11 protein-coding genes and 3 tRNA genes are annotated in these 12,858 nt (G+C 49.6%); 5 read left to right on the top strand and 9 right to left on the bottom strand.

Annotated features, from left to right (window positions below; all coding sequences use genetic code 11):
• Window positions 1-23 precede the first annotated feature (23 nt).
• Together QQL65_RS14870 and QQL65_RS14875 are read right to left on the bottom strand one after the other, a co-directional pair.
• Window positions 24-97 (bottom strand) — tRNA-Gly (locus QQL65_RS14870).
• Window positions 98-126: 29 nt separating this feature from the next.
• Window positions 127-211, bottom strand: a tRNA-Tyr gene (locus tag QQL65_RS14875).
• A 222-nt stretch (window positions 212-433) separates the two neighbouring features.
• Between QQL65_RS14875 and rlmB the strand changes: the two genes are divergently transcribed.
• Together rlmB and QQL65_RS14885 are read left to right on the top strand one after the other, a co-directional pair.
• Window positions 434-1,192: a 23S rRNA (guanosine(2251)-2'-O)-methyltransferase RlmB gene (gene rlmB / locus QQL65_RS14880; protein ID WP_284365759.1), complete on the top strand. Its 759-nt coding sequence runs from the start codon at window positions 434-436 to the stop codon at window positions 1,190-1,192.
• Window positions 1,193-1,265: 73 nt separating this feature from the next.
• Complete coding sequence (locus QQL65_RS14885; protein WP_284365761.1) at window positions 1,266-1,640, top strand: hypothetical protein; 375 nt, start codon at window positions 1,266-1,268, stop codon at window positions 1,638-1,640.
• Here the strand turns inward: QQL65_RS14885 and QQL65_RS14890 are convergent.
• Window positions 1,626-2,951 (bottom strand): oligosaccharide flippase family protein, encoded by a 1,326-nt coding sequence (locus QQL65_RS14890; RefSeq protein WP_284365763.1) that lies wholly within the window; start codon window positions 2,949-2,951, stop codon window positions 1,626-1,628. The two genes, QQL65_RS14885 and QQL65_RS14890, sit on opposite strands and share 15 nt — an antisense overlap.
• Before the next feature lie 26 nt (window positions 2,952-2,977).
• Window positions 2,978-4,324 (bottom strand): carboxylate--amine ligase, encoded by a 1,347-nt coding sequence (locus tag QQL65_RS14895; RefSeq protein ID WP_284365765.1) that lies wholly within the window; start codon window positions 4,322-4,324, stop codon window positions 2,978-2,980.
• 272 nt (window positions 4,325-4,596) lie between these two features.
• Here QQL65_RS14895 and QQL65_RS14900 point away from each other — a divergent pair, with 272 nt between their 5' ends.
• Together QQL65_RS14900 and QQL65_RS14905 are read left to right on the top strand one after the other, a co-directional pair.
• Window positions 4,597-5,733: an alpha-hydroxy acid oxidase gene (locus tag QQL65_RS14900; protein ID WP_284366306.1), complete on the top strand. Its 1,137-nt coding sequence runs from the start codon at window positions 4,597-4,599 to the stop codon at window positions 5,731-5,733.
• Window positions 5,734-5,806: 73 nt separating this feature from the next.
• The gene (locus tag QQL65_RS14905; RefSeq protein ID WP_284365767.1) at window positions 5,807-6,865 is read left to right on the top strand and encodes a serine hydrolase domain-containing protein; all 1,059 of its coding nucleotides are present in this window, start codon (window positions 5,807-5,809) and stop codon (window positions 6,863-6,865) included.
• A 15-nt stretch (window positions 6,866-6,880) separates the two neighbouring features.
• Here QQL65_RS14905 and QQL65_RS14910 read toward each other — a convergent pair whose 3' ends face one another.
• On the bottom strand, window positions 6,881-8,644 hold the full coding sequence (locus QQL65_RS14910) for a putative bifunctional diguanylate cyclase/phosphodiesterase (RefSeq protein ID WP_284365769.1): 1,764 nt from the start codon (window positions 8,642-8,644) through the stop codon (window positions 6,881-6,883).
• A gap of 311 nt (window positions 8,645-8,955) precedes the next feature.
• Window positions 8,956-9,031: transfer RNA gene (locus QQL65_RS14915), tRNA-Thr, on the bottom strand.
• A 179-nt stretch (window positions 9,032-9,210) separates the two neighbouring features.
• Here QQL65_RS14915 and QQL65_RS14920 point away from each other — a divergent pair.
• Window positions 9,211-9,990, top strand: a complete 780-nt coding sequence (locus QQL65_RS14920; RefSeq protein WP_379863711.1) for an NAD kinase — start codon at window positions 9,211-9,213, stop codon at window positions 9,988-9,990.
• Between the two features lie 6 nt (window positions 9,991-9,996).
• On the opposite strand, the gene QQL65_RS14925 is transcribed toward QQL65_RS14920, so the two are convergent.
• The 3 genes from QQL65_RS14925 to QQL65_RS14935 form a co-directional block, all read right to left on the bottom strand.
• Entirely contained in the window at window positions 9,997-11,223 is a 1,227-nt protein-coding gene (locus QQL65_RS14925) for a DUF2336 domain-containing protein (RefSeq protein WP_284365773.1), read from the bottom strand.
• A gap of 74 nt (window positions 11,224-11,297) precedes the next feature.
• On the bottom strand, window positions 11,298-12,170 hold the full coding sequence (locus tag QQL65_RS14930; RefSeq protein WP_284365775.1) for a transglycosylase SLT domain-containing protein: 873 nt from the start codon (window positions 12,168-12,170) through the stop codon (window positions 11,298-11,300).
• Between the two features lie 61 nt (window positions 12,171-12,231).
• Window positions 12,232-12,822: a nitroreductase family protein gene (locus QQL65_RS14935; protein WP_284365776.1), complete on the bottom strand. Its 591-nt coding sequence runs from the start codon at window positions 12,820-12,822 to the stop codon at window positions 12,232-12,234.
• Between the last annotated feature and the right edge of the window lie 36 nt (window positions 12,823-12,858).

Below are 12,858 nucleotides of genomic sequence, written 5' to 3' on the forward strand. Positions count from 1 at the left end.
AAACCGTGGATTTAATGAAACCTTGGAGCGGGTAGCGGGAATCGAACCCGCATATTCAGCTTGGAAGGCTGCTGCACTACCATTGTGCTATACCCGCGTCCGGTTCGGTCCGCTTAAATCATTGAATGGTGGAGGGGACTGGATTCGAACCAGTGTAGCCTAAGGCGCCAGATTTACAGTCTGGTGGTATTAACCACTCACCCACCCCTCCACATTTATTCAATGCAACTCGGGACCGAGTCTTGTTGGTTTGCACAAATAAATGAAACAAACTAACGCGCGGTTTATGGTCACCACGGCGCAATCTGTCAACACCAAATATGTTGTTTTTGTGAACCTTTTTACTTCACGCCCAGTTTCCCGCGCTTTTGCACGACAATGAATTATCGAAATGTGCTGGACCTCACTGAACTTTCACGTTACCGAGCGTGATATGAAAGATAAATCGCGCTTCGCACCCCGCCGGAAACCTAAACGCAACCCAATTGATGAGGGCCAGTTCTATATATATGGACTGCACCCTGTTCAAGCCGCTTTGGCGAACGAAGGGCGTGTGAAACACACCCTTTATGCCACTCCAAACGCCATCCGTCGTTTGGAAGAAGAAGGCGCGGAAATCAACGTCAAAGTAAAAGACGTTACGCCAAAACGCCTTGACGAAATGTTGGGCAAAGACGCGGTACACCAAGGTGCAGCACTCCACTGCAAACCGATTGAACGCCAGTCGTTCAACGGATTAGAAGATGCCAAGCTATTGTTGATACTTGATCAGGTTACCGACCCACACAATGTGGGGGCAATCTTGCGCTCCGCTTGTGCTTTTGGTGCCGATGCAGTGGTGACCCCTGCCCGATTTACCCCGCAAGAATCTGGCGTTTTGGCCAAATCTGCTTCTGGTGCCCTTGATTGGACGCCAATGATTGAGGTGCGCAACCTTGGCAATGCCATCCAAGAACTCAAAAATATGGGCTTCACCTGCCTTGGATTTGATTCAGAGGCACCAGAAGAGCTGCAAGCGGGTGGCACAAGCGACAAACTCGCTATTGTATTGGGCGCCGAGGGCAAAGGCCTTCGTCAGCGTACGCGCGAACTGTGCGACCAAATGGTACGTTTGGATATGCCCGGGCCAATTAAATCCCTCAATGTGTCAAATGCTGCCGCAATCGCTTTATTTGCCGCAACTAGAAAATAGCGACAGTTTGTCAGGTCCAAGCTACGGATAAAGTACGCTAGCGTATGTTTATGGATGGTTTGGGAGCAAAAAAATGACATTTAGAACGCTTTGTTTGCTGACAGCTGCTTTGTCGATCAGCCTATTTGCCATTCTGCTGCTTTACCCGCCGCTCATCTATTCGATTTTTGCCATTCCTGCCCATGAAAGCGCGGATTTGTTGGCAAGGCGTGCAGCGATGCTGTTTTTAGGCGTTGCAGTTTTGTCGTGGAACTTCCGAGGCGCGAATGCGCCGCAAACGCAGCGTGCATTTTCACTTGGAACCATCGTCATGATGCTTGGACTGGCGTCCGTCGGGATATTTGAACTGGCGCGCGGATTTGCTGGTTTCGGTATTCTATTTGCAATTATCACTGAATTGGCAATTGCGGCAGCATTCGTGAAACTCTTGCGATCACTGAAGGCTTAGTTTTGGCCAGCCTGCAACAGCCCAAAAACCCAATCGTTTTTTGGTCAAAATCAACAAACTAACTACTGAGAACAAGGTGGTGGCAAGCGTTGCACTCGCTGCACCATAAATGCCAAATGTTGGGACCAACGCTAGATTAAAGACGACGTTGAGCACCAACGATACGATCAGAATGATCGACAAGCCCTGCTGCCCACCTGTCATGGCTAGGCCGAAACGAGTAACTGCAGAATAGCTTTGCGCCAACAGGCCAAATGCCAAAATGAGCAGCGGGCCGTGCGCAACCGCATAAACATCGCCAAACAAATAAAGCAGATAGCCGCCCAACACGAACAGCCCAACAAAACCCAACAGCGTCGGCCAGAACGCCATCGCCGTGAATTGATACATCAAGCTGCGCACTTTCTGATGGTCTTCTTTTGCGTAAGCAGCCGCAATTGGCTTTCCTGCCGTTGCGCTAACCGCAAATGTAATGAAACCTAAAAGAGCGGCAATTTTCGTCGCAACAAAGTAGAACGCCAACTGGTCTGGTGACACAAAGAATTTGAGCACCAAAATGTCCGTGTTTGCCAGCAAGATATTATAGGCTTCCATGGTGGTTAGCGGTAGCGCCGTCATCAACCATTCGCGTTTTTGCCCCTTTACGGCCCCTTCACCTGAAGTTTTCCCAAACATGGCGCGCAGGTGCCACAACTGCCAAACAAACGCAACCAATAGCACCGCCACGCACAAGAGCATGACCTGTCCGGCGTTCAATTCAACACCGAAATAGTAAAGCGCCACGACACCGGCACCCAACAAAATAGGACGCCACAAAAAACCAGGCGCATATGCAATTACATTCCGCCCCAGACCGCGAGCGAGCCCTTTGCCGATCTCGGTAAGCGTGAACAGAGGAATACAGAATGCGCCTACAAATAAGGCTGGCCGATAAACCGCTTCAATCAGAGTTGTGGGCACAATGTTAAGGACAAGAATGACAAGAACTGCTGCAACAACAGTTACGCCGAGTGCCACAAGCACAGAGAAACGTGAAAACAGGTTTAGCCGCGCGGGCTGGTCTTGATCCTGATAGGTGGAAACAAACTTTGTGGCTGCAACGGGCAAGCCAATGCCGCAAAATGTGCCAAGCAAGACCACAATTGTCCAAGCAAAAACATAAACACCATACTCAGATGGGTCCAGAAGCCGCGCAAGCAGCAAGTGCGATAAAAAGCCAATCCCAGCACCCATCACGCGAACCAAAAGCGTGGCAAGTCCGGTGGATGTATCGCCCGTAATTTTGCTCTTCAACTTAGAGATGATGCTCACGGCCCTGCCCTCAAAAACACCCGGTGTTAGCTGGCAATGTCGTGCTTCTCTTTCGCCCGCTCACTATCAGCTTGTGCAGAATGGGTTTTATTCTGTGTCGGGGCATTGATGTCACCAGCTCTGCGTTCAGGTTGACCTTGCTTGTTCCAAACAACCCGATCAATCCCGCGCCTCAGCAATGCTGAAAACTCGTGAATACCAGGCCGTAGATCATCCCACACAAAACTATCAGAAACCTCGCGACCACGCGCGCAATTCAAAACATGTGCCACCGTCTCTCCAAGACAGGAGAACACAAGAGGAATCGCGCCTTTGCTGCGCCCCTGAAACTTATGCAGCAGCGTCAAAACAAGGTTTTTACCGACAACACTAGATTTGTACTCGCCATCATATTCGGCGTTAAGTCCAAGTTGGACATCCAAGAACATAGTTGGAAAATCAACGCCTAGCGCCAATGGCAGCGGCATGGAGCCCCACGGGCGCGCATTCACTTCCAACAAAATCCATTCCTTGGTTTCAACAGACTGGCGGAATTCAAACATTGCAACGCCGTTCAACTCGGTTGCAGCACACATTTTTTCCACGGCATCCAGCATATCCATATCTAGATCTTCGCTAATCCGCACAGAACTGCTGCCACCGCCTGGCTTTTCAATCAATCGGCGATGTTGAAATGCCGCCAATATCTCACCATTGCGCGCAGCGACTGATACACCAATGCCATCAGCGCCACCTTCTTTGGGGAAAAACCCTTCAACCAAGAAGACATCATCTTCCAAAAGCGCACGCAACTCATCGTCCAATTGCTCGACCGAATGAACCGCGAACACCTCACCGCGATCCTCTAAATCCTCCGCGGAGTAAGATTCGCGCGCTTTGAACATCATCGGAAGTCCAAGCTGAGCAACCAACAGCTCTGCATTGGAGTGGCGGTCGACCAACTCTCCAGACGCAATTGGAATATCCAATTTCTGCGCCAACTCGCGGGTCTTTGCTTTATCAAATAAATACTTGAGTGCTTTCGCGCCCGGTTCCGCAACTTTGAAATTACGCATTTCTTCCGGTACAGCACACAACGGAATTAGGGCGCGTTCATCGCATGGCACAACCAAATCAAAACAATGATCGGCCTGCAGTTCACGCACCGCATTAACCCAAACATTTGCACTTCGGCCAAGCCGCGGCAGCCTGTGAACTTCACGCACATATTTGGACTTAAGCGCAGGCGCTGACCAATTAAACGGAGCGGCATGCACTTCGACCCCGCGACGCCCCAAAGCCCGTGCACAAGCAAGGAACGAACGCATATCATCGCCGACCAAAAGGACACGCAAATCTTTCACCTGCTTTTCACAGTCAGTTGCAAAAACCACAAGTAACTCCATCTCGGATTGCAATTCAAAGTTGAGTTAAACAAACTCTATCCAGCTTTCTACAATGCAATCGCAGGGTTTTACCAAAGTTTAAGAAGGTGATTTCACGCACTTTTCCACATAACGGGGTTAACAAGATATTATGGGCAATCGAACCTTCCATCTGTTTTGGTCATTGCGCGAATGAGCAACGCGTAAAACAACCACAGATAATTCGTTTAAGGCCCTTGCCGCTTGGCGACATTTATAGAAAATTGACCCGGCGGGAGAGCATTATGAAAATTCTTGAAATCAACGATTTGAAACGACTTGCACAAAAGCGGGTCCCAAAGATGTTCTTTGACTATGCGGACAGCGGGTCATTTACTGAAGGCACCTACCGCGCAAACGAATCTGATTTCGAAAAAATCAAACTACGCCAACGTGTTGCGGTGGATATGAGCAACCGCTCGCTTGCCACCACTATGATTGGCCAAGATGTTTCGATGCCACTTGCAATCGCGCCAACAGGTTCAACGGGCATGCAGCACGCCGATGGCGAAATCTTGGCGGCTCAGGCGTCTGAAGAGTTTGGGGTGCCCTACACGCTCTCCACAATGAGCATTTGTTCACTAGAGGATGTTGCCGCAGCAACCACCAAACCATTGTGGTTCCAACTTTACGTGATGAAAGACCGCGACTTTAATAAGCGGTTGATCGAACGTGCAAAAGCAGCAGGCTGTTCTGCGCTGGTCCTGACACTTGATCTGCAAATACTTGCGCAACGACACAAAGACCTGCGCAACGGCCTTAAAGCCCCGCCAGAAATCAATTTAAACACATTCTTGCAATTCGCCACGCGCCCGCGCTGGTGCTGGCAAATGCTTCAAACCAAGCGGCATCAGTTTGGCAACATTTATGGTCATATCAAAGACGTTACTGATTTGGCGTCGCTGCACGAATGGTCTGCCAAACAATTTGACGAAACATTGTCTTGGCAAGATGTGGAGTGGATCAAAGAACAATGGGATGGCCCATTGATCTTAAAGGGCATTTTAGACCCCGAAGACGCTCAAATTGCGATTAAGACCGGTACGGATGCGATTATTGTTTCAAACCATGGCGGTCGCCAACTTGATGGCGCACATTCAGCCATCTCTATGCTGCCAAGGGTCTTAGACGCTGTACAAGGCGATATCGAAGTACATATGGACGGCGGCGTGCGTACGGGCATAGACATAATGCGCGCCCGCGCGTTGGGCGCACAGGGCGTCTATATCGGGCGTCCCTATTTGTATGGACTTGGTGCAATGGGCAAACAGGGTGTTACGAAATCGCTCGAGATATTGGCAAAAGAATTGGACACCACAATGGCCCTTTGTGGCGAGCGTGACATAAACGATGTCGGGTTGCACAATATCGCCGAATAGCTCCACAAAAAACGCCACTACGATTTTGCTTAAACTAGACATTCCCAACTGAACAACCAAAGCTGACGCCCAAATGAATATCCAGATAACAATTGCAGTGATCTGCCTCGCTATTTGCGCTATTTGCGCGCCAGCGCATGCCCAGACAGCTGAATTAGAACGCGCATTGACTGCATATATCGATGATCAAGACATTGATGGCGCTGTGTTTTACGCGAACATCAATGGCAAGGTGCTACAGATCGCTGCTGGGACAATTGACGAAAGCCAAACGACACCGACAACAGATGAAACTCGTTTCTATATTGCCTCGACAGGCAAGATGATGACCGCCGCCGCCATCCTTTCATCGGTAGAAGAAGGCAAGCTGAAACTTGATGCACCTATCTGGCCACACATTAAAGAGATTGATGGAGTTAAAGCGCTTGCAAACGCAGACAAGGTCACTTTGCGTCAATTACTGAACCATACTTCTGGATTGGCGGAGTATTTGGGCGACGAGTTTGATGACGCGAGCAAAATGGAACCAACAAAACGCTGGAAAGCAGCGGAGGCATTGCCATTTGCCTTTGATCTAGAACCAGCCTTTCCACCCGGAACTGCGTTTGAATACACCAATACAAACTACATATTGCTTGGCCACATCCTGGCGCAAATTGACGGCTCTTTGAGTGCTTCTCTCAAATCTCGTGTTTTCGAAAAGGCAGGCATGCGAAAGAGCACTGTTGGCACAGACCAAAGTGACGGCTCGCTCGCCCATGGATTTGACGAATTTGGGGAAAACGCCACAGCACAAGCCCGAGCAAGTGTGATGGGTGACGGACCTGTCATTTCAACTGCTCAAGATGTTGGCAAGTTCATGCTCGCGCTGTTGCAGAACAAAACCCTCATTGGTCCTGATACGCTCATCGAAATGCTTTCCGGATCAACACACGAGCAGAGCTATGGCTTGGGTATTGGCTACGAAACGGATCGTATAGGGGAATGGTTTGGACACGCAGGCTCGTATGACGGATACGAAGCTGATGTGCGATACTATCCGAAATCAAAAGCAGCCTTTGTCATTCTGATGAACGGAAATCCGTATTCTGAGGAAACATTCCTCGATCAAGCGGTAGAGATACTGTTCTAAGGACTTATCGAAAAACTATTTCGCGGTCAGAAAATCGCGCAACTCGTCGAACTGCTTATAAGTCGGCGAGATATTGGCAATGATTGGCGAAACCTCAGATCGCTGCAGCCACTTGAGTGCCTGGCTCAGCGGCATTGGGTGACCAACACCAAATCCCTGAATAACAGTGCAACCCGCTGCTTGAAGCTCTTCAGCCTGCTCGATCTCTTCGATGCCTTCAGCAACGACAGTCATGCCCAACTCACTGCACAAAGCGATGATCGTCCGCACAATTGTCAGCGTTGCAGGATCAAGCAACATATTGCGCACCATCGAACGATCGATCTTAACCCCATGTGTGGTAATGCGTGTCAGGTGCGCAAGACCGGCATAGCCCATACCGAAGTCATCCAGCTCGACCTTAAATCCTTCATTGCTGACCTCGCGAATGGCCTCCAAATTGGACCCATTCATGCCTTCCAAAAGGTTTGTTTCGAGCACTTCAAGCGTAACGCGGTCATTGCTCAACTCACGAGAACTTACCGCAGAGCACAGATCTTTAACGTAGTTTGGCTGATTAAGCGTTGCGGTGGAAACATTGATGGAAATGCGCAAATCATGATGACCGGCATCATCCATCGCACGCAACGCATCTAGTGCACCATGCATAGCAACACTATCGACTTGCGACATCAATCCATTTTGCTCAGCAATGGTCAGGAACTCTTGTGGCGGCAGTTTGCCATATTTGGGATGATGCCACCTTATGAGCGCTTCAAACCCATGTACCGTTCCACGCTCAAGATTATACTGGGGCTGAAGCTCAACGCACAACTGCCCCTCTTCAATTGCACTCGCGAGCTGCGAAGACAATTCCATTCGACGCGCATAGACCGTGCCCAACACCTTGTTAAAACACGAAATATTGTGCCTACCGCTCCGCTTCACTTCATAAAGCGCAACGTCCGCGTGCTTAATAAGATCATTAGCGGTTTTTGCATGGTCGCCCGTAATAGCGATGCCGATGCTGCAGCCAAATTGAACAACATGATCGCCAGACTGAAATGGTTGCTCTAACGCATTTAGAATTTTCTTGGCTATTTCCTTGAGTGGCTCAAATCCGAACGTTTCTTCAAAAACCACCAAAAACTCGTCACCGCCAAATCGACCAACCATGCCCATTTCGCCCACAATGGCAGTCATTTGCTCCGCAGCGTGAATAAGCACCTTATCGCCCACCGAATGGCCGAGCGTGTCATTGATTGTTTTGAATTGATCCAAATCGATGTGGAGCAAGCCAGCCGTTTTTCCGCTTTCCATTGCACTGGCAACAACTGCTTCCAAATGTTTGGACAGCTTCATTCGGTTTGGCAATCCGGTCAAAGAATCAAATTCAGCGAGTTCCTTATTACGGCTCTCGGAACGCTTAAGCTCCTCTTCATGCTCGCGCTGCTCCGTGATCTCGCGCGCGATGATGACAACCTTAGGCTCTGCCCCCTCTTCAAAGGTAGCAACCGCAAAACTAAGCTGGTTCCAAAAGAGTTCGCCATTCTTTCGAATGTTGAGAATGCTCTCAAAATCTTCCAAGTGCCCAGATGAGATATCGTAGCGGAATTCTTCAATCTCTTCAGGACTTGGCCGCGATTCCGGTGGGATCACAAACTCTTGCGGTTTTTTCCCGCGAATCTCATCAGCTGAAAACCCAGTCATCCTAGAATAGGCTGGGTTAGACCATTCAATTCGACCTTCCAAATCCTGGATCAGAATCCCATCATTCGCGTTATTAACGATCAATTCCATGATCGTATTTTCACTACGCGTGTTCTGAAGTTCTTTATTTAACGCTCTGATTTTCTTACGAAACGCTGCTCGGGTTCGCAAATGCTTTCGCGCATAGTAAACCAGGCCCGCCCCCATTAGGCAGCCCAAAATAAGCACCAAACCATGTACAATAATGACCGAACCCACGGGGCCATATACTCCTATTATGAAGTCCAACATACACTGGCACCCGTTAACCAGTGCCAAACAGCATTGGATTTTTTTGGCCAAACACGAGCTGTCAAAACAGATCCGGATGCGAAGAGATTATAACAATAAGGGGAGAAAAGTGGTGCCGGTTGAGAGACTTGAACTCCCGACCCTCTGATTACAAATCAGATGCTCTACCAACTGAGCTAAACCGGCAACGCGCGCTTGATACATAATGATTTGATTTGGTGCAAGCATCAATTTTCAAAATTGTAGAGATTTTTCACACCACCTGCGAAAAACTTAGAACCATTTGTCAAAATTGGGGCTTTTCGATTGCGCTCAAGCTGTGGCACGGTGCAACACAATAAATCGAGCAGCCTTTTTGGAGCGCCATTTTGCCTAAATTCTCAACAGACAAAGTTACATTCGTCTCTTCTGGTTCCAAGGAGTCTGAACAGGCACGCGATGTTTTGAGCGCAAAGTACGGCAACTGCTCAATGGACGAAGCTGAAGTAATCGTTGCCCTTGGCGGTGATGGCCTGATGCTCGAAACGCTGCACAACGTAATGGACAACGGCATTCCTGTTTATGGCATGAATTTTGGCTCTATTGGCTTTTTGATGAACGACTATGGCGCTGACAATCTTGCTGAGCGCCTAGCAAATGCGGAACCGACCGTCATTCATCCCTTGCGCATGACCGCAACAGACACGCGTGGCAATGAGCACACAGCCCTTGCCCTCAACGAAGTTTCATTGCTTAGAACGTCATATCAAGCCGCAAAAATCGAAATTCTCATAGATGGCAAACCACGCTTAGAAGAATTGGTATGCGATGGCGTGCTGGTGGCCACACCGGCTGGCTCCACAGCCTACAATCTTTCGGCGCACGGCCCGATTCTGCCAATTGAGGCGCCGTTGCTGGCGCTAACGCCAATATCGCCATTTCGCCCGCGACGCTGGCGCGGAGCGATTCTTTCAAATCGCGCTGAAGTCACATTCCGAATTCGGGAAATCGAGAAACGCCCCGTGAACGCGGTCGCGGACAGCAAAGAAATCAATGACGTTGTCGAGGTAAAGGTGAGTGAATCGCGGACCCATTCAGTGACGCTACTGTTTGATCCGGGGCACAGCCTTGATGAACGTGTGCTCAATGAGCAATTCGACTACTAAAAGATGTTAAGCCGCAGGTAACGCAAGCTGTTCGTCGCGCAAATGCGAAATAGAAATTGAAGCGTCTTCACTTGCCTCTTCGACAAAGCTTGCCATGACACCGCGCGCGGCTTCGCGCGCCAATGAGACATTCTGCTCGTTCAAATACCCAAATACGCTTTCCAAGCTCTCCGGAATATCGCCATCATGATCGTCGATAAGAGCCGAAATGAGCTGAGAAACCACAAAATGGCGTGCCGCCACATCGGTTTCTAAATAAGCATCGCGTGCCAAAATTGTTAAGCGTGCCATTAGGTTTCGCAAAGAGGGTTCAAATCCACATCGGGTAAACAGAGCATGTAGTGCGCGACGTGTGCCTGATCGCAGAATGCCTTCAGCCTTTCGCGTGGGCAAATCTGCCAATACGGCCAAAGCGGTAACAAAGAACTGCAGCCGACCATTTACAACGGAGTTGATGAGCAATCGCGGCGTCAAGCGGTTCGATTGATAAAGGGCATCAAGATAATTGTAATGTTCAGCAGTTGGGTCACCATTTACCAAACCCGTCGTTGCTTTATCGAGTTGATCCCGCATCAAGCGTGAAAGCCGCTGCTTTTGGATACTTCCCTTCACGATACGTGCGCCAAGCAATGCATCGGCAATACGTTCGGTGAGCAGAAAACGCGCCGCAATTGGCAGATCATCACGGTTGAGCAACGTTCCACGCATTGCAGCGTCATCGCACCACCGGTCAGCAAGCTCGATCAGCAAATCATAAGGCAACGCCAAATCCCGTCGCTGCAACAACATCTCATCAATTGATCGAGAGTGTTCTTCGGCCAAAATGCGACAAACATTGAGACCGACCCGCGCTCGAGACAAAATCGCTTCTGCAATTCGCGTAGACCCTTTGCGCGCCAGGGCAACCAAATCGCTATCAAGCAATACAGGGGAAAATTGAACAACCGCGGCGGCGATAATCGCCTCATCCTGCGCCAGCGCAAACATCACGGGACGAGGTGCATTGGGCGATCGCAGCAACTCATATGCCAGCGCTGCCCGCACTTTCACCGAACTATCATCAAGAAAGCTCAAAACTGCGGCATAAAGAGCTGCTTGCTCATCGGCAGGGCCGTCATGTTCCAAATATGCTCGCGCAGCAATACGCGCAGCTTGGCCGCGTTGCTCACTATGAGCAGACTGCGATAATCTATGATATTCGTGGAAACCGAGCACGCCTACGCCTTCAAACAACTAACCCCATCAAGCGGTTACCCAAAGACTACCCGGGAAGACTTAATGAAGCGTTCACCATAAATGTAGGAGGTCTATTTTGAATAAAAGCGTGAAAAAAAGCTTTGGCGACGCGCGTCAATTTCTTCTTGGGAAAGCACAGCAGGCTGCGAAGTCGGCACCGCCGTAGCACCAGCGCCTACCCTACTTTGTATTTCAACGCTTGGCGCGGCTCTATAGAGCATCGCAAACGGAGATGCAGGGCCTTGGGTTTGCGAAACTGAGAATGGGCCTTGATTTGATGTTGCCATCTGTTGAGCGGCAAATGCCGCAGTTTGAGTGCCCGGCGCCTCAACACTCAAAGCCCGGTGCTTTGCAACAAGCACTTGATATACTTGCTTTATCGTGCGCGGCTTACCCTTGTCGTAAAAGATCGCCTCGTTTGCGCGCGCCTGTGCTGGAAAATGCTTAACGGCGTTGGCATTGGGACTAGTTAGGCCCAGATTGAAAAATTTCTCAGCCCCACGCGCGCCCATAAAATGAGCAATATATAGCTCCCCCGGAGACGGCATACGGCCAAACTTGTCATGCAAATAAGCCCCATTTCGCCGCGTAAAAGCTGCCGCCAGATCAGCCGACATTTCTGGATTCTCGCGCAATGCCAAAATGCCATCCCGCATCTTTGGGTCTTTTACTTCATACCCGTCGTCAGTACGCGCAATCTTGTCCGAAATTGAGCCGTAGCCGAGCTTTGGCCCTTCTTCTTTGAGCACTTCGAGCCAAGTGCCTTCAATGAATTGAAACAATCCGACTGCACTAGAAGTCTTTGCTTTAGCATGTGGATCGAGAGAACTTTCACGAATGGCTGTTTGCAGCAAATAGTCAAAATCCACACCATTCTTGTCCCCTGCCCGCGTCAGGGCCTGGGTAAGATGGTTTGGAACTTGAACCGGTTTTACACTTGGCATTGCAAAATCAAACCTTGCTCGATCAACATCTTAACAAAACATAAATGCTGTTAAGCAATCATTAACCGCACCAATATTCGACCACTGCATCAATATCCGGCCTTGGGCGCTCTTGCGGGGTAATTGAAGCAGTTCCAATATGAACAAAACCCGCGAAAAACTCACCTTCTTTGGCACCAAAGATTACGGCAGCTTCAGCGTCGAATGCGTACCAACGGGTTACCCACTGCGCAGCAAATCCAAGTGCATGAGCGCCATGAACAAGATTGAAACACACACAACCAGCTGAGAGTTGCTGTTCAATCTGAGGCACCTTTGGATGCGCCTGAGTAGCCGAGATCACGCCAATGGTCAGTGGCGCTGGCAAAAACCGATTATATTCCGCATCTAACAAATCATCCGATATATCAGGATCGCGCTTCTTTGCTAATGCGGCAAGTTTTTCGCCCGCAATCGCGCGCTGATCCCCTGCAATAACAATCAACCGCCAAGGCGCCAGCTTTCCGTGATCAGGCACACGTGTGCCAATCTCCAGCAAAGTCTGTAACTCTTGTTCGTTGGGTCCTGGCTCGGACAAAAACGGCAATGTTACCGAACGGCGCGATTTGAGATAGTCGATCATTTGTTGGTTTTTGCCCATTTCGCGATTCATCCCCATGTCACTTTGAAAATTTGGATTGTTTATGCC

Origin of the sequence: Maritalea porphyrae, from assembly GCF_030159895.1 — a bacterium.
Lineage (GTDB): Bacteria > Pseudomonadota > Alphaproteobacteria > Rhizobiales > Devosiaceae > Maritalea > Maritalea porphyrae.

What these genes read in the sequence shown, in the direction of transcription:
- QQL65_RS14905 (WP_284365767.1), top strand. Translation starts at nt 5,807, where the DNA reads ATGAATATCCAGATAACAATTGCAGTGATCTGCCTCGCTATTTGCGCT.
- QQL65_RS14935 (WP_284365776.1), bottom strand. Translation starts at nt 12,822, where the DNA reads ATGAATCGCGAAATGGGCAAAAACCAACAAATGATCGACTATCTCAAA.
- rlmB (WP_284365759.1), top strand. Translation starts at nt 434, where the DNA reads ATGAAAGATAAATCGCGCTTCGCACCCCGCCGGAAACCTAAACGCAAC.
- QQL65_RS14885 (WP_284365761.1), top strand. Translation starts at nt 1,266, where the DNA reads ATGACATTTAGAACGCTTTGTTTGCTGACAGCTGCTTTGTCGATCAGC.
- QQL65_RS14930 (WP_284365775.1), bottom strand. Translation starts at nt 12,170, where the DNA reads ATGCCAAGTGTAAAACCGGTTCAAGTTCCAAACCATCTTACCCAGGCC.
- QQL65_RS14910 (WP_284365769.1), bottom strand. Translation starts at nt 8,644, where the DNA reads ATGGAATTGATCGTTAATAACGCGAATGATGGGATTCTGATCCAGGAT.